The sequence below is a fragment of the Priestia aryabhattai genome (assembly GCF_023715685.1).
GTDB classification, from domain to species: domain Bacteria; phylum Bacillota; class Bacilli; order Bacillales; family Bacillaceae_H; genus Priestia; species Priestia aryabhattai_B.
This window is the reverse complement of the sequence record NZ_JAMBOQ010000003.1, coordinates 266,194-290,110: the sequence shown is the minus strand read 5'-3', so window position 1 is coordinate 290,110 and position 23,917 is coordinate 266,194. Positions and strand designations below refer to the sequence as shown.

Here is a 23,917-nt window from a genome sequence, read left to right as displayed (position 1 = left end):
CTTTTTCATAATGGTACAGGCGTAATGTTTCCTAATATTACGGAAGCCAAGGCGCCGGTTGCACTTGGTACATTGCTTGGATAACCTGAAAGTGTTTCATTTGCCAGCACTGCAAAAGCTACGGCTTCTTTTGCTTCTGAAGACATCCCTATCTCTTCTTGTGTATACACACGGCAGCGCTTCCCAAGCCGCGCTTTAATCATATTCACCAGCGTATTGTTATAACTTCCGCCTCCTCCAATAATGACTTCGTCAATAGAATAGGCAGGAAAAATAAATGTTTCATAGTGATGCACAATGGATGATGCCGTGAACATGGTAATCGTAGCTAGCAGATCTTCTTTTTTATGCTTGCTATATTTCTCTAGCAGTCTCCTTGTGTACTGTGTACCGAACAGCTCTCTTCCCGTGGATTTAGGCGGAGAAAGATTCATATAATCATGATTCATACAGTCTTCTAAAAGCTCTGAAATAATATTTCCTCCAGCTGCTAAACGCCCATTTTCATCAAATGAAACATTAAAAAGCTGTTGACACGCTTCATCTATCATCATATTTCCCGGCCCCGTATCAAAAGCTACTACGGGTATACTAGAGTGTTTTGGCGGAATCAACGTTACATTTCCAATACCTCCAATGTTTTGAAGCAACCTTGTATGATCATCGTGGCTGTACAAAATCCGTTCGGTGTGAGGAACTAACGGAGCTCCTTGCCCGCCCGCTGCCATGTCCATCACTCTGAAGTTTGCCACTACCTTCGTTTTTGTTTCATAGGCAATAACAGCTGACTCTCCAATTTGCAGCGTAGACATTGCTGTATTTCCCGAAGTATAAGGCTGATGGTAAATGGTTTGCCCATGCGATCCAATGACATCTATTTGTTCAAGAGAAAAGCCGGCTTCTTGGCACACTCTTTTCACTGCATCTGCAAATGCATAGCCAAGTTTAAAATTTAAGCTGCAAATCAGCTGCACATTTGAATGTTCGAAAGAAAGTGCCTGTTCAATTTCCTTTTTTAACTGCGGTGAAAACGGCATGGTAATGAAATGAAGAAGCTTAACTTTACTTTCATAGCCGCTTCCTTCAATCTGAACAAGAGCTGCATCAATTCCGTCGAGTGACGTTCCTGACATAAGTCCAACAGCATACATACTACGCGTTCACTTCCTTAAAAAAAGCGGGTAAATACTTGCGGTGAGCTTGAAGCAGTTCATCTAAGACCGATTTAGCCAGTTCGTCACTTGGAACAAGCGGATTAATGGTCAGCGCAACAAGCGCTTTTTCGTAAGATCCTGTAACCGCTGCTTCTGCCCCTACTCGTTCAAACGATTTAATTTGCTGCACAAGTCCATTCACTTCTACAGGAAGTTCACCGACAGCAAGTGGTACTGGTCCTTGTTTTGTTACCACACAGTTTACTTCAACTGCAGATTCGTTTGGGAGTGAGGAAATAGCGCCATTGTTGCTTACATTTAATGTTTGAATATCCCCTTTATCGTTACAAATGGATGAAATCAAATTACATGCGGCATCGCTGTAATAAGCACCTCCTCTTTTTTCTAGCTGTGGAGGCTTAATTTCTAGATTTGGATTTTTGTAGAGTTCAAAAAGCTCGGCTTCTAGTGTTTTAACCACTTCAGCGCGCGTGGTACCTGATTGAAAGGCCAGAAGCTCTTCTGCTAATATTTCTTTTGTTTTGTAGTAGTAGCGATGATAAGGACATAAAATTACTCCAAGAGCTTCCAAAAAATCCGGTTGCCACGGAATAGGAGCTATGTTTCTCATTGTTACTTGGGACTTTGGATCACTTAAACGCCGAATTACTTCTTGTGTTACTTCCTCTCCTTTTGCATACACATGCAGTCCATATACCAAGTGATTTAACCCTGCAAATTCAATATGAACCGCTTCTTTTTCTATTTGAAGCAAGCTAGCGATGGAGTTTGTCATATGTACAGGCAGGTTACAGACTCCTATCACTTTAGAATGCTTTCCGTAACGAAGCAGCGCCTCAGTTACCATACCTGCAGGGTTTGTAAAATTAATAAGCCAGGCGTTTGGACAAACTTCGTGTATTTCCTCGGCAATTTTCAACAAAACCGGAATCGTTCGCAAACCTTTAAATAATCCTCCTACCCCGTTTGTCTCTTGACCAATCATTCCGTACTTAAGTGGAATACGTTCGTCATAAATACGCGCATCAATCTGACCTACTCTAAGCTGTGTCGTTACAAAATCGGCATTCATCAACGCTTTTTTTCGATCAAGCGTTAAATAGATTTTCATATCAACACCTGCTTTTTTGACCATTCTTCTCGCAAGTGCCCCTACAATTTCAAGTTTCTCTTTTCCTTCTTCAACATCTACAAGCCATAGCTCTCGAATTGGAAGCTCATTATATCGTTTAATAAAACCTTCGACCAATTCCGGTGTATAGCTTGATCCTCCTCCTATTGTCACTACTTTCATTCCTTGCCCCTCCTTGTTAAAAAACGGCTAAATATGTAATGGCTGTGCACCCTGCTCCAAGCAAAACAAAGCGTATACAGACGGCGGTTTTAGATAAAGCTGCGGTTGAAAGCCGAATGGAAATAAATGTTGTAAGCAGCGCTGCTGATAGACTTGTAATGGCAAATAAACTATGCTGCGCTGACAAACCAGCATACTGCAGCAAAGGTGTAAAAATAACGTTACAAAGAATCATGGTTAACAGAAATAAAAACACGGTTTTATATCGAAACCGAACAAACATTGATCCTCACTCCTATTAAAAGGATAGAAGCCAAACAAGTTGGCTTCTCTTTCTTTACATTTGAACTGTTTCATCTGATGATGTGATCGTTGCTTCATCGCTTTTTTCCATTTCGACCATCTTTCGGTCATACATTTTAAAGAACGGAAGATAAACCACAACAGAAATAGCAATATTAATAACGACCAGTACAACCGCCCGCCAGTCTCCTCCTGTCGATAGATAAGCTCCAATTGGCGCCGGAAGCGTCCAAGGAACCATTACGTATGTTGGAGTAATAAGACCTGCCGCCGTTGCTGCATATGAAATGATCGTTGTAATAATCGGGATGATGATAAAAGGAATAATCAAAATAGGATTTAAGACAATTGGCAAACCAAAAATGATTGGTTCATTAATATTAAAAACCGCTGGAATAAAAGATGTCCTAGAAAGCGCTTTCGAATATTTAGATTTTGAGAAAAACAGCATCGCTAAAGCAAGGCCTAACGTCGCTCCAGATCCTCCGATCCAAACAAACCACTGAAAGAAAGTTTCAGGTGCAATATACGGAAGCGTTGAAGCTCCGTCTGCTACCGCTTCGGCATTTTTCGCTAAATAAACTTCCCATACAGGCCGTGCCACTGTACCAACAACAGAGACGCCGTGGATTCCGAATGACCAGAAAAACGTAATTAAGAAAACCGGTATTAACACTCCTGCTAAACTATCTCCAGCCTCCACAAGCGGAGCAACTAGTTTATCGACTAAATGATGAAGATCGATACCTAAAACAATGGTAATAATCGTCATAAGTACAACAACAATTGCAACTGGAATTAGCGCTTCAAAAGACCTTGATACAGAAGGAGGCACTTGCTCCGGCATTTTAATGGTGACATTTTTTGCTTTACAAAACCTGAGAATCTCGACCGATAAAATTGACACAATCATCGTTACAAATAAACCGTGACCTCCAAGGTTTGTCATCGGAAGCATAAACCCTTCTTCTTCAACCAGCTTTGGAGTCAGCGTAAGAAGTAGTGCAGCTACTGCAATTTGCGCTCCTGATAGCGGATCGAGATTATAGCTTTTAGACAAGTTGTATCCTATCCCAAAGGCTATATATAAAGACATAATAAACATCGTTACTCGATACGGTATTAAAATGTTGGCGCTGTTATCAGCTGCCCATTTCGCAATTGTACTATCTTGCGGCACAGGCGGAAATGCTAGAATCAAGAAAAAACTTCCGATAATGATAAACGGCAAAGCGGAAATAACACCATCGCGAATGGCTTGAAGATGCCGCTGTTCTGATAACCTGGCCATAGGTCCCGATAAATTGTTCTCTAAAAACGACACAAATTTGCTCATATACCCTTCCCCCCTCTATATTCTCCCCTTGTGTATACTAAAACCCCTTATATGTTTAAAAAGCAGGAATACACCTGCTTTCCTCAGCTAACGAGCTGTTGAACCGTTTTAAAAAGCGTCGGACCTCCAAGCGGTGTATAAGCCTGCGGCGGAATGGGCCCGCACGGAACAGAAGCTTTATCTGCTTCCGCTTTCACTGCGTTAAACCGGTGACGAATCTGCGGTGCAACCATTACAACGTCCCAGCCCTTTTGAATTTCCTCTGCCACTTCATTTGTCCCAATTGCCAGCACTTCCATATCCGTTCCATGCTTTTGTGCTTCCGTTTTTAATGCTTTTACCACAATTGCACTTGACATTCCTCCAGAACATACAAACAATACCTTCATTTTCTCGTTTCCCCCTACCTCTTTATTTTTTGAATTACATTATGTGTATCGATTATGCGTTCAAACACTTGATTGCCTTTTTGAATACATAACCGTATAAACATCGCATCTACAATGGCTAACTGAGCAATACGAGCGCTCATCGTTCCAATTCGAATATGCTGCTCTTCTACTGAAATAGTCAGCAGAATATCAGCTAATCTAGAAGCTGGCGATGACCCGTGCTGCGTTAGTAAAATAACGGCTGCTCCTTTATCTTTGGCTATTTGCATCAGCTCCACCACTTCTTTTGTTTGACCAGAAGTGGATACCACAAACAGCACATCATCTTTTGTCATATTCGTAGCCATCACCATTTGAACATGACTATCTAATGAAAACAGCGCCGAAATATCAATTCGAAGCAGTTTATACTGAGCATCTAGTGCAACCACAGATGATCCTCCTGCTCCGTATAAAAACACTCGTTTCGCTCCATGAATAGCTTCCGCGGCTGCATCAATTGCAGAAGAGCTCACTAATCGACTTGTATTCATAAGTGCGCTCATACTTTTGCTCATGACTTTTTCAAGCACGGCATCGGTCTCGTCTTCAAAATTGACTGGAAGATTCGGCAGCTGCTCGGCATTTACCTTATGAGCATCTTTTGCTAATTCAATCTTTAATTCTTTAAAACTATTGATCCCTACACGCTGACAAAAGCGAATAATCGTAGCTTCGCTGCACTGACACTGCTTAGCTAGCTGCTTGGTCGTTAAGTTCAACGTGGTCGTGGGATTCTCTAATACGTAATCAGCTACTCTTCCTTCAGCAGGACTGTAATGATTCATTTGTGCATCGATTAAAGTAAGTACGGAAAATTGGCGCATGAATTCCTCCATTATTAAGTAACGTATTTCTAAAATATTCTTTAAATTACCATTATTATATTTTTTCTGAAGTTTAATTTCAATATTTTTCTGATATTTTTAAAACTTTATTTTATTTTTCAGAATATTTTATTAAAATCTATTGTGAATATAACGACCACATGCTATATTATGAAAGAAATTTTATCTCAACCAAAAGAGAAGGAGGAACGAACATGCATATTAAAAAATGGATAGGAAGCATCTTGTTTTTGCTGCTGTTTTGTTCGAGCGCGTTACCTGCTAAAGCAGACGTACCTACTACGTATCAAAAGCGGGAGCTTCGAGCGGCTTGGATTGCAAGCGTATACAATATTGACTGGCCTTCTCAGCCTGGGCTTCCGGTTGAGCAGCAGAAAAAAGAGTTTACCTATTTGCTAGATGAAGTAAAAAAGATGGGGATGAATGCTGTTGTCGTTCAAATTAAACCCACTGCTGATTCCTTTTATCCGTCGAAATATGGCCCTTGGTCAGAATATTTAACGGGTACACAAGGAAAAGATCCCGGCTATGATCCTCTGGCCTTTATGGTGGACGAAGCACACAAGCGCAACTTAGAATTCCACGCATGGTTTAACCCTTACCGCATTACAATGAATCATACTGATTTAAACAAACTAGCCGATAATCATCCTGCCAAACAACATCCTGATTGGGTCGTCTCCTACGGAAAACAACTCTACTACAACCCAGGTATTCCAGAAGTAAAAAACTTTATTATTGAAGAAGTGTTAGAAGTCGTAAGAAACTATGATATTGATGCTGTTCATATGGACGACTATTTTTACCCTTACAAAATTGCAGATCAAACGTTCCCAGATCAAAAAACGTATCAAACCTACGGTGCTCAAACGTTCTCAAATATTGAAGACTGGCGACGAGACAATGTTAATCAGCTTGTTCGAGATTTAAACACGTCTATTAAAAAGACAAAATCATACGTAAAGTTTGGTATCAGTCCGTTCGGCGTATGGCGAAACATCGCCAATGATCCAACTGGCTCTGAGACTACTGCTGGACAAACAAACTACGATGATTTGTATGCAGATACGCGTACGTGGATTCAAAATGGGTACATTGATTACATCACTCCGCAAATTTATTGGAATATTGGATTTGAACCCGCTGCTTACAATACGCTGCTCAACTGGTGGAGAGATGAAGTTCGCGGAAAGCCAGTTCACCTTTATATTGGACAAGCTGCTTACAAAATTAATAACAACGCGGTGGAAGCTTGGTCTGATCCTGATGAGTATCCAAGGCAAATTGCTCTTAACCACCAATTTCCAGAAGTACACGGGAGCATGCATTTTAGCCTGAAAGATTTGAACCGAAACCCACTAGGAATAAAAGACAAGCTGCAAAACGATATTTATAAGCATCCTGCTCTTATTCCGTCAATGCCTTGGCTTGATGATACGGCACCAAAAGCACCAAAATTAAAAAACGTGGGACCTCATACAAAAGAAGCGGCATTTGAAATTCGAGATCACCAGCAGAATGATTCCGCATATTATGCCATTTATCGCTTCCAAGGCAATAAAAGAGGCGATATTAACAACGCAGAAAACTTGCTGACGACCGTTCGAAAAACAGGAGAAAAACAATTGTTTGTAGATCAAAATGCACTAAAAAATCAAACGTACACATATGTTGTAACCTCTGTTGACCGTTTGCATAACGAAAGTGCTGCTTCGCGTACGTTTACTGTAAAAGCATCTCATTAAAAAAGTTTCTATAGCAAAATGTATGGTAGGATAAAGAAATCCAACAATGCTTTTATCAAGCCATTCTGTTATAGAAAGTAGTGAAAAAAAGATGGAACCAAACTATGATCGCGCCTTTGGCGTATATGGAATTTGTATGCGAGATGACAAGCTGCTTGTTATTCGAAAAAATAGAGGCCCGTATATTCATCGCTTTGATTTGCCGGGCGGACAGCTAGAACACGGTGAAACATTAACAAATGCGATGAAAAGAGAGTTTAGTGAAGAAACAGGCTTTGAGATTAACATTGTTTCCCAAGCGGGTACAACAGATTTTCAGTATCCCTGTAAGTGGAAAGAATTTACCCACGTGCATCACATTGCCGTTTTTTATTACGTAGACATTTCCGGCGGTGAGCTTGTTTCCCACCCCGTACAGTTTGAAGGACAAGATTCGTTGGAAGCATTATGGATTGCACCGCAAGATCTCAACATCGATAATGCCTCGCCTCTTGTTCTAAAAGCAGTGGAATCTTTAAGCTTATTATCATGGCCTTATGAATCTCAGATTTATGATGATTGGGAACTTAAAACCTCCGAACAATAATGATATTGCCTAAACATTACTTCTGAGTATCGTACGCTTAGCTTCCGTTTAAGTCAAAAGCAGAAAGTATGTTTAACTTCTTTCTAATGGTGGAACAGACAAGTAACACTACTTAATCACTAATAGAAAGGAAGATTAAAATGAGTAAAGGTTTAGGAGATAAAATTAAAGGAAATGTATCAAAAGCTAAAGGTGAAGTAAAAGATCAAGTGGGAAATGCAACGAATAACCGCGATCTTCAGCGAGAAGGAAAAGCTGAGAAAACAAAAGGAAATGCTCAAAAAGCAGTAGGCGAAACAAAAGATACATTTAGCAATAAATAAAGAAGGAAGAGCTTAATGCTCGTTCCTTTTTTTATTTAATAAGCTGGTTTAAACTTTTAATGATTACGTTTGGCTGTAATTCTTTATGCTCAGCTACATTTCCTTTTCGGTTGACCCAAGCCGTTGCGAACCCGTAGTTTTTAGCACCTGCAATATCCCATGTATTCGATGACAAAAACAACACTTCTTCCCTTTTTGCGTTCATTTTATTTTTTGCATAATGATAGCTTGCCATCGTAGGCTTGTACTGTTTAATTTCATCTATGGAAATAACGTCTTCAAATAAATGATTCATGTTGTGATAAGAAACAAGCGGATCAATCATACGCTTAGGACCATTTGTAAAAATAGCCAGCCGATATCCTTTTTCTTTTAAATAGGCGAGCACCTCTTTGACCTCATCATAGACATTCAGCTTCATGTAAGCACTCATCAGCATTTTTTCTTCATGTTCCGTTAGATCAATATCATTCGCTTCTACTGCATATTTCAGGGATTGATTTGTTAATGTATAAAAGTCAACGTATCGTCCCATCAGCTGATATTGCATTGCATATTCAATTTGCTTCAAACGCCACAAATGGCTAATACTTTCTCCTCGTTCCGGATACAGCTTATCACACGTTTCAATAACGGTATGTACATCAAACAGTGTTCCATATGCATCAAATAAAATCGTTTTAAATTTCATCTGTGTTCGCCTCCTTCTTTCATTTTACCCACTCGTAAAAAAACATAACGTTTTTTCTGTTAAAAAAGAGGCATATTAACAGCTGAGGTATGCTTATTTTTTATGAAGATAAAAAAAACAGCAGGCTCTCCTACTGTTTATAATCCCACACCACTTTCCATTCTCCTTTTTCACGAACAGCATACACTTTTTGCACTAAATCAAAGTTTCCGTATTTTCCTTTATACGTTTGTATAACGGTCATTTCGTAAACAACAGGAAACGCCTTACGATCATTTTCCATCTTCCAGCTCTTTCTTTTTTCAACGTCTTCAATGGAATACGTAAATGTTTCTACCCCAAAATGATTGAGAAATACATGTGCTCGATCTTGTATGTACGCACCTTTTGTCCACTTCTTTTTCATGGATGAATGAAAAAGGTTCCATGATTCCGAAAAGTTCCCTTCCTGTTCTAACGTATAAAATTCTTTTATGGCAGATTTGGCTTGATGACTCGGAGAAAAGAATGTAAATTGAAACATCCAAATTCCTAGCGCAATAACAGATAGAAACACAGCTACTCCTAAACTTCGCTTCAAAAACAGTGTTTTTTTTCGATACAAGTAAAAAGCCCCTTTATCAAAAATGCAGTATACAACAGCTTATTCGATATCCGAGCTTTTTAGTCTTGCCGAACTAAACTTATCCGGCATATCTTTAAAAAAGAAAAAAGTGCATCAAGCACTTTTTTCTTTCGTCGCTATACAATGTGAAAAGCCATTTGCATGGCTGCTAAAAAGCCGACAAACACAAGACCCGTCACGAGACCCTCTTTCCAATCTGGCCGGTCCCCTCGAACAAATTTAGCAATATCATACGATAGCATCGCTGCTAAAAAAATCGATAAAACAATATACAGCGGCTCCATCTTTTATCACCCACTATTTCTTTTCTTCAGTGTAACAACTTTTTAATAAGTATGCATGTAAGAAAAACAGCTTGAAATTCTTGACGAATGTGTGAAATTTCTTTTTTTTATGCATAAACTACTTAAAAGCGTGAAAGGAAGATGCCGTTTGTCTGCTTTTAATCCTCAGCAATTTAGCGTCACATACCGGCAAGGAAGCACGCCCACCTTTCCTTTTATTGGGCGCCGCTATACGCTCACTCATTCTGAACAAACAGACGATTTATTTCTTTGGATCGACGAAAAATTTGCTGTTGATCAATTAAATGAGCAGCGAAATGAGCTTTTTGCCGAATGGCTCCACAAAGACGGTGTTGATACGCTGTATGTATACGTATTTATTGGAAATGAACAAACAGAAAAGTCTGTTCAAGCCATACGGTATGCTATTTTTAAACAGGAAATGCCTTACTTACTAAAAGCATTGCGCTACGGTGATGCCACATTTTTCAGAGCTCATCCTGCCTTAGATCGTTCCCCCATTTATGTACATTTTCATTCTAGCGACAAAGACTTTCATTCCATTCGTTATTTTCAAACTCCTTCTCATTATGCCTAAGCATATGAGAAGGGGCCTTTACTTCGTTAATCTCCTGTTTTCCAAACCCCATTTCTTCTAGGGTCTCCCGCTCCTTCCATTTGTTTATCTTGAAAGTTAATTGTTAACGCTTGGATACCGCCATAAAATACGTCGCTTTCCTTTGTTTGCACTCGAAATGCAGAAGGAATATTTTTCGTATTTAAATCGGGCTCTACATAAATGGTCGAATCGTCAAAAATAAATCTTGGTTCATTTACAGCTTCTTGAAGCGGTTCATTTCCTTCAAGATTTTTAGAAAGTACTTGAGTTAAAATTTGAGGAATCCGTGTTCCGCCCGGAGAACCTATTCCCATCGCCCACTCGCCTTTTTCTCTTATAATGGTGGGAGCCGTAAAAGTTCTTGCTCTTTTTCCAGGCTCACGATTATTCGGTTCTTTGCTTCCAAATGTATCAGCATTGTTATTAAGAAAAAAACCGTCAACTTGTTCGCCTGTACCAAAAAAGTTACTCAACGTATTTGTCGTAGATACAACGGTTCCTTCTGAATCAATAACAACAAAATGCGTTGTACTTTCGTGTTCTTCGTCTCTTTCACCTGAAGAACGTGTCGGGTGATTGACCAAGTTTGTTATATAATCATCACTAACTAATTCACTTAAGTTTTGATTATGAAAGACTGGATCTCCTATATGTTTTAATCGATCGGAGTAAGCTGCTTTTTTAATCCTGTTCATCGTTTCGTAATATTCTTTGTCAGGCATTGCTTCAAGATTTTCTGTCTCTGCCATTTTTAACATTTGGATAAGTGTAATCCCAGAAAAAGGCGGAGGCGCTGAAATAACTTCAGTTCCATTGTAAGTAGAAACGACAGGCTTGGTTTCTGTTACTTGATAGGAAGATAAGTCTTTTTTAGAAATAGGCGTTGCATCAGCAAGATCTTGTGCCAGATCTCCTTTATAAAATGCAGATGCACCTTCTCGCTGAATCTTGATTAACGTTTTAGCTAATACTGGCTGCGACAGCGTTTCTCCTTCCTCGATTGCTTCTCCCTTCGGATAAAAAGCAGAGAGATCATCCACATCCATCCTTCCTCTAGAGTAATACAATCGAGAAGATAAAAGAGAGTCTACTTCAAACCCTTTTTCAGCGTATTCAACAGAGGGCTGAATCAAATCACTCATTGATTTTGTACCATACTTCTGCTGAATATATTCCATACCAGCGACAAATCCAGGCACGCCGTTTTTACCGCTCATAGAAGTTGGAGCGGTTTCCCGGTAATCGATAAAGGTAGCGGGCTGATCTTTTTTAGCAATTAGCATACCTCCGCCTCCGCCAATCCCAGATCCAAAAGGTTCAACTACGTTCAGAGCATACGAAATAGCAATAGCCGCATCTACTGCATTCCCGCCTTCTTTTAATACGTCCATCCCTATATTTGCTGCCAGAGAATTAGATGAACTCACACCATAAGAATGATCATTATTTCTTTTAAGCAGCTTTTTAGGACTAAGTTCCGTACTCGATTGAGTCATAAAAAAAGCGGCTATAACGCAAATTAATAATAAAAAAGCAATAATATTAAACAACAGTAACTTTTTATTCACATATTACCCTCCATTTTTACTCATCTGTATATTTTGTGAAGCGCTTTCATTTTTATCCATACATTACATTGAACACAAAAAAAGACATCGTCCTAGACGATGCCTTTTTATTACTATACAAGGTTTATTTTCCAGAAGCTGCCGCAGCATCATTTACTGCATCTGTAGCAGCAGATTTTGTTTGTTCAATCATTTTTACGTTATTTTCAATTTTTTGCTGTTCATCTGTTGAAAGAGTAGCCGGATGTTTTAAAGCTCCAAGTCCTGCTACTACTCCTGCTACAATAGCAATTGGTCCTACAATCCCTACGATTCGTTTTGCGATCATTTTCTATTCCTCCAATTAAGTTAGTCTGTACTTTCTTCCCATAAACCGTGGCGGCGCGGATCAGCGTCACCTTGGATTTTATTTTTCTTTAAGTCTTTCACAAGAGCTTGAACGCCTCCGTAAAACATAGCGTTATCATTGTTTTTTAAGTCATATCCGTACGTTTTTAAACCATCTTTAGTTGACTGTTTAAGCTTAGCTTCTGAATAAAACTTATGAGAATCAAAAATTACACGCTTGTTTTCTACTGCGTTTTTAATGGAATCTTTGTCTTCAAAATAATCCCCAATTACTTGCGTTAACACTTGCGGAATGCGATTTCCTCCCGGTGTGCCAATGGACATTACCCATTCATCACCTTCCCGAATAATGGTAGGGGCTGTAAATGTTCTTGGGCGCTTACCAGGTTCACGCTTATTAATTCCTTCCCCAAACGTATTGAGCGTATTATTCAAAAAGAACCCATCTACATATTCACCGCTGCCGAAGAAATTACTCAGCGTATTCGTTGTCGATACAACGGTTCCTTCACCGTCCATGACAACAAAATGAGTGGTACTTTCATGTTCTTCGACGTCGCTTACTTTGGTATGATCTGTTTCAGTATTATTTAATTTATTACGAAGTAAATGCACGTAATGATCGTCGATCCAATCATTTGGTGTTTCTTTTATAAAAGCCGGATCGGCAATTTTTTTCAAACGGTCTTGATAAGCTACTTTTGAAATCTGACCAAGAAAATGATAATAAAGACTAGGGTGCGATTCCTTCAGCTTCCAAATATCTTCTTGATCCGTCATTTTTAACATTTGAATAAGCGTAGCACCAGCAAAAGGAGGAGGTGCTGAAATAATTTGATGACCTTTATAATTAGTCGATAGAGGTTTGCGCTCAACAGGCTCATACTTTCGTAAGTCTTTGTGACTTACTTTCGTTTCTTCTGTAATATCGTCTGCAATTTCCCCTCTATAAAAAGCATTTGGTCCTTCTTCCTTAATCTTTTGCAGCGTGTTCGCTAATTCATGCTGTTTGACGATTTCACCTGTGTTAATGGCGTCCTCATCTGGATAAAAGCTAGGAATTTCATCTTCATTCACATTACCTTTGTATGAAACCAGCCTATCGTGCAAATCTTTGTCCACTTTGTACCCATTCTCGGCATAGTTAATGGCCGGGTCGATTAGTTTGCTCATCGACAGAGATCCGTAATGGTGCTGAATATAATCCATACCAGCGACGAATCCTGGTACGCCAATCTCATCTTCTTTATCATTCTTAGGTGCAATTTCTCGGTAGTCAATAAATGTTGGAGAGGCATCTGCTGGATCAATCAGCATTCCGCCGCCTCCCCCAAGTCCTGATCCGTACGGTTCCACAACACCAAGCGTGTAGGAAATGGCAATAGCCGCATCAACTGCTGTACCGCCTTGTTTAAGAATTTCCATACCTACTTTTGTGGCGCGAGGATCTGAAGTACTTACTGCATATTCTTGTTTTGGAAACATAAATTGATAAACACATACACCTACTATGAGTGAAAAGATGACAATGGAAACAATAATCGTATTACGTTTATTTATCATCTTTTACCTCCTCTGTGTATGACGGCTATTAGTTAGCTTGCGCTTCGTTCTTTTTGCGCTCCTCTGCATGTTTTATAATGCGAGAATGATCTAAGTTTAATTCAAACTTGTTTCGTTCTTTTTCTAACAGTTCAGGGTTTGAAGAAAACTTGTTTAAATCGTTATAAATACGCTTCATGCGCCAAGGGTTATCTGTTGGAGTTGGTGTACCTGCTTTAATAACCATTGGAATAACATCAATTTTAGCTTGGCCCTGCTTGTTTAAATGATACTGAACCATCGCTGTATTTTTCGTACTTGACCACCCTTGGTCAAAAATAAAGTTTCCTAAGCTATAGAAAATAACCGAACCTTTATATACGTCATATGATTGTAGAACGTGCGGATGGTGACCAATGATAATGTCCGCACCAGCGTCTACCATCGCTTTTGCTAGTCCTTCTTGACGAGGACTTGGTTGTGCATCGTATTCTTCACCCCAGTGGGCATTCACTACAACTAAATCAGCATTTGCTTTCGCTTGTTGAATCGTGCTGAAAATAAGATCCGGGTCTGCTTTTAAAATACCTGGATTGTTTTTTCCAGCCTGAGTTCCATCTACATATACGTCCGTAAAACCTACGGTTGCAATGCGGATACCGTCAGCATCTTTATACGAAATATGTTTTGCTTCTTCAGAATTACGACCAGCACCAACAAAATCTAATTTGTTTGCTTCGAAAGTAGAGATCGTATCTTCTAACCCTTTTGCACTGTAGTCCATGGAGTGGTTGTTCGCTAAGTTTAATACGTCGAAACCTGCATTTTTAACGGTCGCTAGATCAGCAGGCTTACTATATAAATGAATACCTTTTTCCACTGCTTTATATGAATCTACGTCATTTGTTAAAATCGGCGTTTCGTAGTTCCCGCTTACGTAATCCGAATTTTTAAAGAACGGCTCCACGTTGCGGAATACAAAATCTTCTCCGTAGCGTTCAGTTACTTCTCTTACATGGCGACCCATCATAATGTCTCCGACCATAGTCATCGTTAAATCATTATTGGCCTCTGGATTAGCAGTCTCAGGGTTTTCAAGAGCATCCGAACGCTCCATCCATCCTGAAAGAGCTAAAATTACGATTAAAATTGGCGTTAAGATAAGAGCTTGCTTGCCAGTTGTAGGCTTTGTTTTCTTTATAAACATCAATACTTTTTCTTGAAAGTTTAATTTTTTCTCTTTCAACGCTTTCACCTTCCTTTACCAGCTGCGGTTTGTTTGTGTATTAAAATAAATAATAAACTTGCATAATTCCAAATGTTACACCACTTAATAAAACCGTTGTTCCAACTGTTAAAGGAAGACCTTGCTTTTGCATTGTATTTGCAATTAAGCCCGGTACAATGATACCAATTCCGCGTAATTCAAACACTTCAAACGGCAAGATTGGGAAGAAATAATCAAATGCAACTTTAATCACAATACCCGTAATTAACATCGCTGTAAATTTGCGACGTCCATATAAAATAACTACTTTTGAGATTCCGTACACGACGATAACATACGTTAAAATACTAATTAAGAAAATCATTAAAATGGTAATTGGCTGATCAAATACAAGAGCTAAATACCCCGGTACGATAAGACCGGCTGGCAATACGCCCGTTTTTTCTGTAAAAATTAAGCTTAGTGTAACCCCTAACACAAGGGCAATATATAAATCTGATCCGAACATGAAATGGCCTCCTAGATTAAACTGCTTTTCTCATCTTTTTCATTTCAATAATAGCTTCAACAAGCGGCTCGGCTGAACCGTGGATATTTCCGACACCGTATACAATACGATCTTTTAAATAAGGCTTCATGCGCTCTAAAATTTCTTCTGTAGAAGCGCCTTCCATATCCCAGAATTCTTTTGTTGGCAATTCGCCTCTTTGATATGCAGCAGCGATCGGTGAGGTCGTCTGACCAATTGCAATCATTACGTCCGCTTCAATGTATGGCATTACATCTTCAGCAAATTGCTCCGTGCGATCTACACGGTCCGGACGGCAGTTCATAATGACAATAGGAAGCTTTTCGCTATAGTTCATTGAATCTACACGTTCCCAAATACGAAGCGTAGAAGAAGCGTCGTTGGCCGCAAATCCATTTACTAAAAATGCTGGATTTTTTTCATCGCCAAACGTTGTAATTCTCATTGCTCCTGGGTCAGGCTGGGCATTTAACATTCCTCTCATCGCTGTTTCAGCATCGATACCAAGTGCTTCTGCTACTGCTAAACCGATGGAAGCATTATCAGGGAAAACCATATAATCAAATTCACGTAAATACGCTTCAGATACTTTATCATTGTCAGCTACAATAACCTTTGTGTTGCGCTCTGCGGCTATTTTTTTATAGTATTCCAAATATGGACCTTCAATTGTAACAAGGTGGCCATCATAAGGAATAGTAGCAGTGAACGCTTGAGCAACTTCATCTAGAGTTGGACCCATTACATCCATGTGATCTTCTAGTACGTTTACAATAACGCCTACCTTGGCTTGAATCAGCTGATTTTGGAATGTGATTTGATAATCAGGCTGTACCGCCATACATTCACAAATAAGAGCTTCCGCACCAATATCGGCAACTTCATTTACCACCCGTCGCTGTTCTCCAATGTTCGGACCTTCTTTACGACGAATAATTGGTTCTTCTTCACTTGTATGCCAGTAGATCATACGCGCTTGTGTTCCTGTCGTTTTCCCTACTGTTTTGTAACCTGCTTCTTTTACAATACCTGTAATCAATCGTGTAACGGTGGATTTTCCGCGAATACCATTAACATTCACTCGTACAGGAATTGAATGCAGCTTGCGTAAATGTCTGCGATACTCCCAAACGCCATACCCTACTAAAAATAGGCAGCATAGGATAATTAAGATCATGTTTCATTCTTCTCCTTCCAAACTTCTCCTGTTGGATACGTTATGAATGCTTTTGATTCATAATGATAGATATACGATTTCATAGTTTTACTCCCTTTATATATGTATGGGAACTAATCAATTAACAGCGCTAGCATGCTGCTAAAACACCTGCTTTGAAAAATGGACTCGAGTACCAATTTCAACAGCTCTAAAACTATCATCTGCGCTCATTAGTGGTCAATAGCTCAAATGTTATATATTCTTACAATTCCGATTGTCTATTTACAGAATTAAAAACTCATCGTTTTATTTGAAATTTACAGAATAGGTCTAAAGTTTATTTACCTAGAAAAATTCCATCGATACCTTTTTTTACCATAATAACAGGAATATTTTATACATCACTCTTACAATTAACACACGGAAATATTACGTAATTAAAAATTTCTTAACTTTAGAAAACGTTTTGTAATATAAAAGTGGGATAAAAAATATTTTATTCCATTAATTCCTTTTTGTGGATATACCAATTGAATTTGTCTAACAACCGTACTTGTGAGGATGATAGATAGATATAAAAGTAAGAAAAATACATTTTCTTATCATTTTCCGCTTACATTTAACTTACTTAAATAGAAAGGACATTAAATATTTTTTTCTAATTATATAAGCATTTAGACTCCATATGTGACTAGTTCTTTTGTTGTTGTTTTATAGATTTCCTTTATTTAATAATCAATTCAGTAAATCTAAATCTCTTGACTATGGCCTCTTTCCCTATTTTTATTTCAATATTTTCTGAATCTTTCTACCGATAAAGGTAGCTTTTGTCCGATAAGATTGCCTAGAAAAATGCATGACTTCTCACTTTTTTGGCATATGATGTTATCATAAAAAGAAGAAGTATCATCAAAAGGAGGAAAACAATGGTTGATACAATCCTTTATTTTCTATTTTCTTTTTGCTATATCGTCCTGTTTTTCTTTAGCATATATGTAGTAAGAAAAAACACTTCGCCGCTTTACATCCTTTTTCTTCCTTTAGTAATAGCTGGACTAATTTACGATAATATAATGATTGGGATTGGTTCATTTATCGGTGAAGGCGATACTTTACGTTCACTCAGCATGCTTCGCTTTTGGTTTCACGCTTTATTTCCCCCTACTCTGGTGCTCTTTGCATATGGCGTAGCGAAATACTCGACGATTACATGGGCTAAAAAACCAGTTGCCGGCATTCTTTTTTTGCTAACTACGTTTGCCTTAATCAGCTATGAAATAATCGAGACGATTAGTCAGCGTATGGAAGTTATACGTGAATATGGCATTGTTCGCTATACATTAGCGGGATCATCCGGTCCCCCTCTTATGGTTCTCATTGTGGCGATTATTTTGCTTTTTATTGGAATTTCCTTATTTCGCAAGACTCGATGGAGCAGCATGATGATTGGAGTAGCGGTGATGATTGTAGGAAGTGCTGTGCCAATTCCTATACCAAGTACAGCCGTAACAAATACGTTTGAGCTTATTTTTATCTTTTCTTTATTTTTAACTCAGCGTCATTTAGTGAAAATACATTAAAAAGAAGCAATTCCCTTGCTTCTTTTTTTTATATTTGATATCTTTTACCTAACGACCGTTAGTTAGATTAAGGAGGAGCTTTTCTTGAGTGAATTATCAACTGTAGAAAAAATTAGAGCTGCAGCGATGGAGCTCTTTGGAGAAAAAGGCTATACAGAAACATCGCTTGCTGATATCTCATCAAAAGTAGGTATAAAAAAACCTTCCCTGTACGCTCATTTTAAGAATAAAGACGACTTATTTTTACTAACCGTGCATGATTTAATGAATTTATTTTTAACAAAGTTGTCTGTTATATACGAACAGCATAAAACAAAGTCTGCTAAAGAACAGCTTCATTGCTTTGTTGTAGATTTCTGCACGATGATTGAAAAAGATTCTTTTGGACAGATGTATCGTCGGCTTATTTTGTTTCCACCTGAACATTTGCAGTCGGAAGTAAAATCTATTTTCTTAAGAAGCGAACGATTATCTGATCAAATCTTGCATGCTATTTTTACACAGGGGATGGCTGAAGGAGAAATAATTGAACGTCCCATTGATTTGTATATCAATAGCTTTTATTGTTTAACCGACGGACTGTTCATTCAGCGTTTTTATTACGAACCAGAACATTATGACCAAAAAATCCACGATGCTTGGACGATATTTTGGGAAGGCATACGTGCTAAATAGGCCCTGTAAAAAGGGCTTATTATTATGTAAGGAGGAATTAGAATGGCTTGGATTTATCTTATTATCGCTGGTTTGCTCGAGATTGTATGGGCAATCGGCTTAAAATATTCACACGGATTTACTGAATTAACTCCAACAATCATTACGATCGTAACAATTGTCATCAGCTTTTATTTCTTTTCAAATGCCTTAAAAAAAATTGCTGTCGGAACAGCTTATGCAGTATTCACTGGTATAGGAGCTGCTGGCACAGCGATACTCGGAATGACCGTTTTAGACGAAGGAGCAAATATTGGAAAGATTTTATTTTTAGGATTAATGATCTTTGGAATCATCGGTTTAAAGTTAATTTCTACTGAAGAAACAGAAAGAGAGGAATCTTAATATGGCTTGGATTGCATTAATAGCTGCCGGTTTTTGCGAAGTGGGATTTGTGATTTTCTTAAAACTTTCAGATGGATTTAAGCGACTGTTTCCTTCGATTGGATTTATACTTTTCGGTGCAGGAAGTTTTTACTTTCTCTCCTTAGCATTAAAGGAAATACCTATTGGAACAGCTTACGGCATATGGACGGGAGTAGGAGCTGCCGGAAGTGTACTTCTTGGCATGCTTTTCTTTCATGAAGCAAAAGATATGCGTCGAATTCTATTTATTTTTTGTATTGTAGCAGGTGTAATCGGCCTTAAAATCACTGGATAAGGGTGTACTACTTCCTCTCTTTTCGTGCTATACTAAACTTGTAAACACTTTCAAAAAATAGGAGAAGATGACAATGAACCTTGGGTTTGGAGAAATTGCCTTAATTGTATTTGTCGCTCTATTGCTTTTTGGTCCAAAGAAATTGCCCGAACTAGGCAAAGCTGCCGGAAAAACGTTAAAAGAGTTTAAAAACGCTACAAAAGGAATTATGGAAGAAGACGAAAAAGAAAAAGCACCTCCTAAATAAGAGGCTTATATCTATTGTAAAAGCTGACTCAAACGTTTGAGTCAGCTTCTTTGTGGTGAGAATACACTGAAATTCGATAAATAAAACTCTTCTATACTCTATTCGTTGCAGACAATCATCTATGTGTAAGGAACGACTACCTTCTTTTTACACAACAAATTCTACTTGTTAGTATACTACTAAACTCTATGTGTACACATCACCTTTTTTAAAATATTTATCCATTTTCTATTTTTTGTATTTTCCACTGAAAGGTAAGGAGTAGAACTGCGACAAAAATAAAAAAAAGAGCGTTGATACAACGAGCGCTCTTTTTTATTTATGACGTAAAAATTCCCAAAGTCCTGGCGTTTGGGAAAAATCAAACGTCTTAACAGCGGAAAGAATTTTAATCTTTAAATCTTGCTTTACGTCTTCTCTCTCATGTAGTGAAAAGCTTTGGACAGCTTTATTTAGTTTTGGTTCCAGTTTTTTCAATAAACGCCTTGACGCTTCTTCATCTCCAGCTTTTACTTTATTTACAAGTTCATATAGAGTTTCCATCTCTTCACTTCTTTCTTAAATCAATTGTTAATTCTTCCACTTTTTCTTCAAGTCGCTTTATATTGTTTTCTACACGCAGTAATAAGTAAAAAGAAAGGACAGCGGGAAATCCTACGTTTCCAACCAGTTGAAGCCACTGAGGATCAAACATATCTATCACTCACCTTCATAATTTTTTTCAACTTGCTTAGCGCACGTTGATAATGGTTAGAAACCGCTTGCTGAGAGATAGAAAAATAAGCAGCGATTTCTTTATGAGTCCAGCGTTCGACAATAATCAAGTGCAACATACACTGCTGCTTGGCCGTTAATTGTCGAAATGCATGGTGAAGAATACGATTTTCAAGTTGATTCGCTAAAAATTCATGCTCCCATACAGCTCCGTCCTGTACCCCTACCATATCTTCAACTGTTCGGTTTCCATCTAGCGCAACCGGCTGCTGGAGGCGAAGAGGAATATAAGAACGCTCTTTTTCTTTTACTCGCATGGCATCTCTGGAATAATGTCTGCAAAGCTTGTTAATATAATGAAGCAATCTAACTTCGCTATAAAACTGATGAAATTCTTTGTTTAGAAGTCTTTGTTCTTTTGTATCATTTTTAACAACCGCTTTTTGTAATCGCTCATAGCGTTCTGGTGTCAAAAATGTATTCATTAAATGAGTCTGAAGAGTTGCGCTGTGGTTTGTAAGAAATGTATGAAAGATACATTTTGTGTCGTGCTGCTTTTCTTGCTGCGAATAGAGCTGAGTCATTGTGCAAATCTCCTCCTTTTTTTCTTATATTTATTAAAAAGGGAGAAAAGAGTAAAATAACAACACAAAATCGAACATTTGTTCCTATATAAATTTAACTATATTAGGTTTTTTATGTCAATGTGATAAAATGCTTATTAACGGTAGAAAGAACTTATTAAAAAATAAAAAAAAGCATTTCTGCTTGCAGAAATGCTTTTTTATTTCCTCATGTATAAATTATTCTTCGCCTAAGACGCGGTCGATACGTTTGCGAAGCATCGGCATCCCATTTCCACCCGCTTGGAAATGACGAAGCTTGCCTTCTTTATCAAACACATAATATGCTGGTACGTATTTATTTTCAAAAGCGTCTGTTAACTTGTGCTCACTGTCTACGTAAATTGGCTGAGTAATATCGTGTCCCATTGCCATTGCCTCAATAACACCCATATCTAAGTCATCTTCCGAACGAGGCATATGAACCGCTACAACATTCAATTGATCATCATACTCATCACGAAGATCATTAACTTCAGGCATTGCTTCTTTACATAAATGGCAGCTTACTGACCAAAAGTGAATAAGCGTTGCTTTATCACCTACTAAATCTTCCTTTGTTACTTCGTCGTTAATCCAAGATGTTGCTCCAGTTAATTCAGGCATTTGTTCACGTAATTTCATCTTAAAATCCTCCTCCTTATTAATAAAACTGAATATTCCGTCTTTTCTAGTTAGAAAACTATCTTCTCTATTTTAATGGTAGCAGTAGAGGGATTTCTCCTCTACTCCACCGCTGTTTATTAAAGTGTTTTTTGACCTGGTTTCCAGTTAGCTGGGCAAAGTCCGCCCGTTTGAAGTGCTTGAAGTACACGTAATGTTTCTTCTACGCTGCGACCGATGTTGTTATGGTTTACAACTGCGTATTGTAATTCACCTTCTGGATTAATAATAAATAATCCGCGAAGCGCTACACCTTCTTCTTCAATTAACACGCCGTAATCACGTGCCACTGCATGAGTTGGATCTGCAGCTAATGGATAATTCAAATCTCCCAGTCCATTATCTTTACGATCTGTGTTAATCCAAGCTAAGTGAGTATGAATTGTATCCGTAGAAACACCTACAACTTCAGCGTCTAGATCTTCAAACTCTTCGTAGTGATCTGATAGAGCTGTAATTTCTGTCGGACATACGAATGTGAAGTCCATTGGATAGAAGAATAATACTGTCCATTTACCATTTTTCATATTTTCTTCTAAACTTACTTTTCCAAATTCCTTATTTGCAAGTACAGCTTCCATTTCGAAGCGTGGTGCTTGTTTTCCTACCATACGTTCTGCCATGTCAAAACCTCTCCTTGTACAATGTATTTCACAAGCTTATGCTTGTATGTATTATTTTTAATGCAATCACCGTTATTTACTATTCGATAATGATTATTAGTATTATTATAAACTAGTAATAACTATTGATTACATACTTTATTATACACGAGCTATTATTATAGTCAATACCTTTTTATAATCATTTTAATCTAGGATTGATTATCGAATATTTTTCACTCTTTCTATTCTTTCCCTTGATTAATCCTATATATGTAAGGTTGAGTAAAGATAAAAGATACTAAAACCCTGCACTTGTTTCAACATATTTGCTTTTCAAGTGTGCTGCAGCGAAATTTTGAATCTCAATTATGCTCTTTATAAACATAGTAAAAGAGAATGCTATCTAAGCATTCCCTTTTATTTACTTCTTATCATTTGGGTATACAAGACCGATTTGCTCTCGTACTTTATCCATTACGTTCATTGTTAAATACGAATTTTCATAAGAATTTGTGTCAGATTCCGTCTTTCCTTGCTTTAACAGCTCTACGAATTCATTTATTTCATAATACATAGCAGGATAAGGCTGATCGACCGTTAACTCTTCTACACGTCCGTCATTGTATCGAATTTCTACCTTTTCAGCGGTATGTATTTTGTCAATAATCATACTGCCTTTTTCTCCTTGAATTTCACTTGGTAAATGAGAATTTGTAATTTTAGAATACATGATGACCGCGTCTCGATCTCCGTACTCTAAAGCAACAGACCCTTCTCCATCTACTCCAGATTCTAGCATAAACGCCGTTGCCTTTATTTTATGAGGCCCTCCAAACAACGTAATCAGAGGATAAAGACAATATACACCTAAATCCATCAGTGAACCGTTGGCAAGCTCTGGCTTAAAGGCATTGAGCACGATACCTTCTTTGTATTTATCATAACGAGAAGAATACTGACAGTAAGCCGCAACGTATTTTCGAATTGGACCAATTTTATGTAAGCTCTCTTGAATAATTTTGAAGTTGGGAAGAAGTGTTGATTTCATCGCTTCCATTAGTAACACATTGTGATTTTTGGCTGTTTGAATCATGCGAGTTACTTCTGCTGCATTTGCTGCGAGCGGTTTTTCACATAGTACATGCTTGTTATTTTTCAAAAATAAGATAGCTTGTTCCGCATGATAAGCATTTGGAGTAGCAATATACACTGCATCAATTTCAGAACTCGTTGCCATTTCCTCTAAATCAGTAAATACATGAGGAATATCATATTTACCTGCAAATTCTTCTGCTTTTTCAAGAGTTCGAGAATAAACTGCTGCAAGCTGAAAGTCGTTTACATACTGAGCTGATTCTAACAGTCGATCTGTTATCCAGTTCGTTCCTATTACGCCAAAACGAATCATCTTTTCATCTCCTTTTTGTCATCTATGTTGTATTGTATCGTTTTTAGAAAGAAAAACGAAGAAATAAT

The 23,917-nt window shown here is 38.1% G+C and carries 30 protein-coding genes; 9 read left to right on the top strand and 21 right to left on the bottom strand.

Annotation, left to right across the window (positions count from 1 at the left end; translation table 11 throughout):
* Window positions 1–5: 5 nt before the first annotated feature.
* From anmK to M3225_RS14570, 6 genes are all read right to left on the bottom strand, one after another.
* The gene (gene anmK, locus M3225_RS14595) at window positions 6–1,151 is read right to left on the bottom strand and encodes an anhydro-N-acetylmuramic acid kinase AnmK (protein ID WP_251394882.1); all 1,146 of its coding nucleotides are present in this window, start codon (window positions 1,149–1,151) and stop codon (window positions 6–8) included.
* Between the two features lies 1 nt (window position 1,152).
* Complete coding sequence (locus tag M3225_RS14590) at window positions 1,153–2,469, bottom strand: 6-phospho-beta-glucosidase (RefSeq protein ID WP_251394881.1); 1,317 nt, start codon at window positions 2,467–2,469, stop codon at window positions 1,153–1,155.
* A 16-nt stretch (window positions 2,470–2,485) separates the two neighbouring features.
* Window positions 2,486–2,752 (bottom strand): hypothetical protein, encoded by a 267-nt coding sequence (locus M3225_RS14585; protein ID WP_251394880.1) that lies wholly within the window; start codon window positions 2,750–2,752, stop codon window positions 2,486–2,488.
* A 54-nt stretch (window positions 2,753–2,806) separates the two neighbouring features.
* Window positions 2,807–4,108, bottom strand: a complete 1,302-nt coding sequence (locus tag M3225_RS14580) for a PTS sugar transporter subunit IIC (protein WP_251394879.1) — start codon at window positions 4,106–4,108, stop codon at window positions 2,807–2,809.
* An 83-nt stretch (window positions 4,109–4,191) separates the two neighbouring features.
* Window positions 4,192–4,497 carry a PTS sugar transporter subunit IIB gene (locus M3225_RS14575; RefSeq protein WP_013055720.1) on the bottom strand — a complete coding sequence of 102 codons (306 nt, stop codon included), beginning with the start codon at window positions 4,495–4,497 and terminating at the stop codon, window positions 4,192–4,194.
* Between the two features lie 14 nt (window positions 4,498–4,511).
* The gene (locus tag M3225_RS14570; RefSeq protein ID WP_251394878.1) at window positions 4,512–5,366 is read right to left on the bottom strand and encodes a MurR/RpiR family transcriptional regulator; all 855 of its coding nucleotides are present in this window, start codon (window positions 5,364–5,366) and stop codon (window positions 4,512–4,514) included.
* Between the two features lie 215 nt (window positions 5,367–5,581).
* Between M3225_RS14570 and M3225_RS14565 the strand changes: the two genes are divergently transcribed.
* The 3 genes from M3225_RS14565 (at window position 5,582) to M3225_RS14555 (ending at window position 8,041) form a co-directional block, all read left to right on the top strand.
* Window positions 5,582–7,132, top strand: a complete 1,551-nt coding sequence (locus tag M3225_RS14565) for a glycoside hydrolase family 10 protein (protein WP_251394877.1) — start codon at window positions 5,582–5,584, stop codon at window positions 7,130–7,132.
* 91 nt (window positions 7,133–7,223) lie between these two features.
* A complete protein-coding gene (locus M3225_RS14560; protein WP_251394876.1) occupies window positions 7,224–7,718 on the top strand; it encodes an NUDIX hydrolase in 495 nt (164 codons plus the stop codon).
* Window positions 7,719–7,858: 140 nt separating this feature from the next.
* Complete coding sequence (locus M3225_RS14555; protein ID WP_013055716.1) at window positions 7,859–8,041, top strand: CsbD family protein; 183 nt, start codon at window positions 7,859–7,861, stop codon at window positions 8,039–8,041.
* 31 nt (window positions 8,042–8,072) lie between these two features.
* On the opposite strand, the gene M3225_RS14550 is transcribed toward M3225_RS14555, so the two are convergent.
* The 3 genes from M3225_RS14550 to M3225_RS14540 all read right to left on the bottom strand — a co-directional run bounded on the left by M3225_RS14550 (window position 8,073) and on the right by M3225_RS14540 (window position 9,641).
* Window positions 8,073–8,732, bottom strand: coding sequence for a haloacid dehalogenase type II (locus M3225_RS14550; protein ID WP_251394875.1), 660 nt, complete (start codon window positions 8,730–8,732; stop codon window positions 8,073–8,075).
* Between the two features lie 130 nt (window positions 8,733–8,862).
* On the bottom strand, window positions 8,863–9,336 hold the full coding sequence (locus M3225_RS14545) for a hypothetical protein (protein ID WP_251394874.1): 474 nt from the start codon (window positions 9,334–9,336) through the stop codon (window positions 8,863–8,865).
* A 137-nt stretch (window positions 9,337–9,473) separates the two neighbouring features.
* Window positions 9,474–9,641 (bottom strand): hypothetical protein, encoded by a 168-nt coding sequence (locus tag M3225_RS14540; protein ID WP_013055713.1) that lies wholly within the window; start codon window positions 9,639–9,641, stop codon window positions 9,474–9,476.
* A 148-nt stretch (window positions 9,642–9,789) separates the two neighbouring features.
* Here M3225_RS14540 and M3225_RS14535 point away from each other — a divergent pair, with 148 nt between their 5' ends.
* The gene (locus tag M3225_RS14535; protein WP_251394873.1) at window positions 9,790–10,239 is read left to right on the top strand and encodes a staygreen family protein; all 450 of its coding nucleotides are present in this window, start codon (window positions 9,790–9,792) and stop codon (window positions 10,237–10,239) included.
* Between the two features lie 26 nt (window positions 10,240–10,265).
* Here M3225_RS14535 and M3225_RS14530 read toward each other — a convergent pair whose 3' ends face one another.
* The 6 genes from M3225_RS14530 to pgsB all read right to left on the bottom strand — a co-directional run bounded on the left by M3225_RS14530 (window position 10,266) and on the right by pgsB (window position 16,652).
* Window positions 10,266–11,828, bottom strand: a complete 1,563-nt coding sequence (locus M3225_RS14530; RefSeq protein ID WP_251394872.1) for a gamma-glutamyltransferase family protein — start codon at window positions 11,826–11,828, stop codon at window positions 10,266–10,268.
* 124 nt (window positions 11,829–11,952) lie between these two features.
* Window positions 11,953–12,156, bottom strand: a complete 204-nt coding sequence (locus M3225_RS14525) for a CapE family protein (protein ID WP_014461308.1) — start codon at window positions 12,154–12,156, stop codon at window positions 11,953–11,955.
* Between the two features lie 20 nt (window positions 12,157–12,176).
* On the bottom strand, window positions 12,177–13,739 hold the full coding sequence (locus tag M3225_RS14520) for a gamma-glutamyltransferase family protein (RefSeq protein ID WP_251394871.1): 1,563 nt from the start codon (window positions 13,737–13,739) through the stop codon (window positions 12,177–12,179).
* Window positions 13,740–13,767: 28 nt separating this feature from the next.
* Window positions 13,768–14,964: a CapA family protein gene (locus M3225_RS14515; RefSeq protein ID WP_285885580.1), complete on the bottom strand. Its 1,197-nt coding sequence runs from the start codon at window positions 14,962–14,964 to the stop codon at window positions 13,768–13,770.
* Between the two features lie 40 nt (window positions 14,965–15,004).
* Window positions 15,005–15,454, bottom strand: a complete 450-nt coding sequence (gene pgsC / locus M3225_RS14510; RefSeq protein WP_013055707.1) for a poly-gamma-glutamate biosynthesis protein PgsC — start codon at window positions 15,452–15,454, stop codon at window positions 15,005–15,007.
* A gap of 16 nt (window positions 15,455–15,470) precedes the next feature.
* Window positions 15,471–16,652: a poly-gamma-glutamate synthase PgsB gene (gene pgsB, locus M3225_RS14505; protein WP_016763263.1), complete on the bottom strand. Its 1,182-nt coding sequence runs from the start codon at window positions 16,650–16,652 to the stop codon at window positions 15,471–15,473.
* Between the two features lie 908 nt (window positions 16,653–17,560).
* Between pgsB and M3225_RS14500 the strand changes: the two genes are divergently transcribed.
* The 5 genes from M3225_RS14500 (at window position 17,561) to M3225_RS14480 (ending at window position 19,836) form a co-directional block, all read left to right on the top strand.
* Window positions 17,561–18,214 (top strand): hypothetical protein, encoded by a 654-nt coding sequence (locus tag M3225_RS14500; RefSeq protein ID WP_251394870.1) that lies wholly within the window; start codon window positions 17,561–17,563, stop codon window positions 18,212–18,214.
* A gap of 84 nt (window positions 18,215–18,298) precedes the next feature.
* Entirely contained in the window at window positions 18,299–18,889 is a 591-nt protein-coding gene (locus tag M3225_RS14495) for a TetR/AcrR family transcriptional regulator (protein WP_251394869.1), read from the top strand.
* A gap of 42 nt (window positions 18,890–18,931) precedes the next feature.
* Window positions 18,932–19,273, top strand: a complete 342-nt coding sequence (gene sugE, locus M3225_RS14490) for a quaternary ammonium compound efflux SMR transporter SugE (RefSeq protein ID WP_025749661.1) — start codon at window positions 18,932–18,934, stop codon at window positions 19,271–19,273.
* A 1-nt stretch (window position 19,274) separates the two neighbouring features.
* On the top strand, window positions 19,275–19,589 hold the full coding sequence (locus M3225_RS14485; RefSeq protein ID WP_251394867.1) for a DMT family transporter: 315 nt from the start codon (window positions 19,275–19,277) through the stop codon (window positions 19,587–19,589).
* A 73-nt stretch (window positions 19,590–19,662) separates the two neighbouring features.
* Window positions 19,663–19,836 (top strand): twin-arginine translocase TatA/TatE family subunit, encoded by a 174-nt coding sequence (locus M3225_RS14480; RefSeq protein WP_013055701.1) that lies wholly within the window; start codon window positions 19,663–19,665, stop codon window positions 19,834–19,836.
* A 315-nt stretch (window positions 19,837–20,151) separates the two neighbouring features.
* Here the strand turns inward: M3225_RS14480 and M3225_RS14475 are convergent, their stop codons facing one another.
* The 6 genes from M3225_RS14475 to M3225_RS14450 form a co-directional block, all read right to left on the bottom strand.
* The gene (locus tag M3225_RS14475) at window positions 20,152–20,379 is read right to left on the bottom strand and encodes a helix-turn-helix domain-containing protein (protein WP_251394865.1); all 228 of its coding nucleotides are present in this window, start codon (window positions 20,377–20,379) and stop codon (window positions 20,152–20,154) included.
* A 4-nt stretch (window positions 20,380–20,383) separates the two neighbouring features.
* Complete coding sequence (locus M3225_RS14470; protein ID WP_251394863.1) at window positions 20,384–20,530, bottom strand: YvrJ family protein; 147 nt, start codon at window positions 20,528–20,530, stop codon at window positions 20,384–20,386.
* Window positions 20,523–21,134, bottom strand: a complete 612-nt coding sequence (locus tag M3225_RS14465; RefSeq protein ID WP_251394861.1) for a sigma-70 family RNA polymerase sigma factor — start codon at window positions 21,132–21,134, stop codon at window positions 20,523–20,525. Before M3225_RS14465 ends, M3225_RS14470 begins: the two co-directional genes overlap by 8 nt.
* A gap of 219 nt (window positions 21,135–21,353) precedes the next feature.
* Entirely contained in the window at window positions 21,354–21,797 is a 444-nt protein-coding gene (locus M3225_RS14460) for a TlpA family protein disulfide reductase (protein WP_251394860.1), read from the bottom strand.
* A 119-nt stretch (window positions 21,798–21,916) separates the two neighbouring features.
* A complete protein-coding gene (locus M3225_RS14455) occupies window positions 21,917–22,459 on the bottom strand; it encodes a peroxiredoxin (protein WP_014461319.1) in 543 nt (180 codons plus the stop codon).
* Window positions 22,460–22,862: 403 nt separating this feature from the next.
* Window positions 22,863–23,849: a Gfo/Idh/MocA family protein gene (locus M3225_RS14450; protein ID WP_251394857.1), complete on the bottom strand. Its 987-nt coding sequence runs from the start codon at window positions 23,847–23,849 to the stop codon at window positions 22,863–22,865.
* Window positions 23,850–23,917: the final 68 nt, after the last annotated feature.

Bases quoted from the DNA above. Each gene is read 5' to 3' on its own strand.
- anmK (WP_251394882.1), bottom strand. From the start codon at position 1,151: ATGTATGCTGTTGGACTTATGTCAGGAACGTCACTCGACGGAATTGAT.
- M3225_RS14590 (WP_251394881.1), bottom strand. From the start codon at position 2,469: ATGAAAGTAGTGACAATAGGAGGAGGATCAAGCTATACACCGGAATTG.
- M3225_RS14585 (WP_251394880.1), bottom strand. From the start codon at position 2,752: ATGTTTGTTCGGTTTCGATATAAAACCGTGTTTTTATTTCTGTTAACC.
- M3225_RS14580 (WP_251394879.1), bottom strand. From the start codon at position 4,108: ATGAGCAAATTTGTGTCGTTTTTAGAGAACAATTTATCGGGACCTATG.
- M3225_RS14575 (WP_013055720.1), bottom strand. From the start codon at position 4,497: ATGAAGGTATTGTTTGTATGTTCTGGAGGAATGTCAAGTGCAATTGTG.
- M3225_RS14570 (WP_251394878.1), bottom strand. From the start codon at position 5,366: ATGCGCCAATTTTCCGTACTTACTTTAATCGATGCACAAATGAATCAT.
- M3225_RS14565 (WP_251394877.1), top strand. From the start codon at position 5,582: ATGCATATTAAAAAATGGATAGGAAGCATCTTGTTTTTGCTGCTGTTT.
- M3225_RS14560 (WP_251394876.1), top strand. From the start codon at position 7,224: ATGGAACCAAACTATGATCGCGCCTTTGGCGTATATGGAATTTGTATG.
- M3225_RS14555 (WP_013055716.1), top strand. From the start codon at position 7,859: ATGAGTAAAGGTTTAGGAGATAAAATTAAAGGAAATGTATCAAAAGCT.
- M3225_RS14550 (WP_251394875.1), bottom strand. From the start codon at position 8,732: ATGAAATTTAAAACGATTTTATTTGATGCATATGGAACACTGTTTGAT.
- M3225_RS14540 (WP_013055713.1), bottom strand. From the start codon at position 9,641: ATGGAGCCGCTGTATATTGTTTTATCGATTTTTTTAGCAGCGATGCTA.
- M3225_RS14525 (WP_014461308.1), bottom strand. From the start codon at position 12,156: ATGATCGCAAAACGAATCGTAGGGATTGTAGGACCAATTGCTATTGTA.
- M3225_RS14520 (WP_251394871.1), bottom strand. From the start codon at position 13,739: ATGATAAATAAACGTAATACGATTATTGTTTCCATTGTCATCTTTTCA.
- pgsC (WP_013055707.1), bottom strand. From the start codon at position 15,454: ATGTTCGGATCAGATTTATATATTGCCCTTGTGTTAGGGGTTACACTA.
- pgsB (WP_016763263.1), bottom strand. From the start codon at position 16,652: ATGATCTTAATTATCCTATGCTGCCTATTTTTAGTAGGGTATGGCGTT.
- M3225_RS14500 (WP_251394870.1), top strand. From the start codon at position 17,561: ATGGTTGATACAATCCTTTATTTTCTATTTTCTTTTTGCTATATCGTC.
- sugE (WP_025749661.1), top strand. From the start codon at position 18,932: ATGGCTTGGATTTATCTTATTATCGCTGGTTTGCTCGAGATTGTATGG.
- M3225_RS14485 (WP_251394867.1), top strand. From the start codon at position 19,275: ATGGCTTGGATTGCATTAATAGCTGCCGGTTTTTGCGAAGTGGGATTT.
- M3225_RS14480 (WP_013055701.1), top strand. From the start codon at position 19,663: ATGAACCTTGGGTTTGGAGAAATTGCCTTAATTGTATTTGTCGCTCTA.
- M3225_RS14475 (WP_251394865.1), bottom strand. From the start codon at position 20,379: ATGGAAACTCTATATGAACTTGTAAATAAAGTAAAAGCTGGAGATGAA.
- M3225_RS14470 (WP_251394863.1), bottom strand. From the start codon at position 20,530: ATGTTTGATCCTCAGTGGCTTCAACTGGTTGGAAACGTAGGATTTCCC.
- M3225_RS14465 (WP_251394861.1), bottom strand. From the start codon at position 21,134: ATGACTCAGCTCTATTCGCAGCAAGAAAAGCAGCACGACACAAAATGT.
- M3225_RS14460 (WP_251394860.1), bottom strand. From the start codon at position 21,797: ATGAAATTACGTGAACAAATGCCTGAATTAACTGGAGCAACATCTTGG.
- M3225_RS14455 (WP_014461319.1), bottom strand. From the start codon at position 22,459: ATGGCAGAACGTATGGTAGGAAAACAAGCACCACGCTTCGAAATGGAA.
- M3225_RS14450 (WP_251394857.1), bottom strand. From the start codon at position 23,849: ATGATTCGTTTTGGCGTAATAGGAACGAACTGGATAACAGATCGACTG.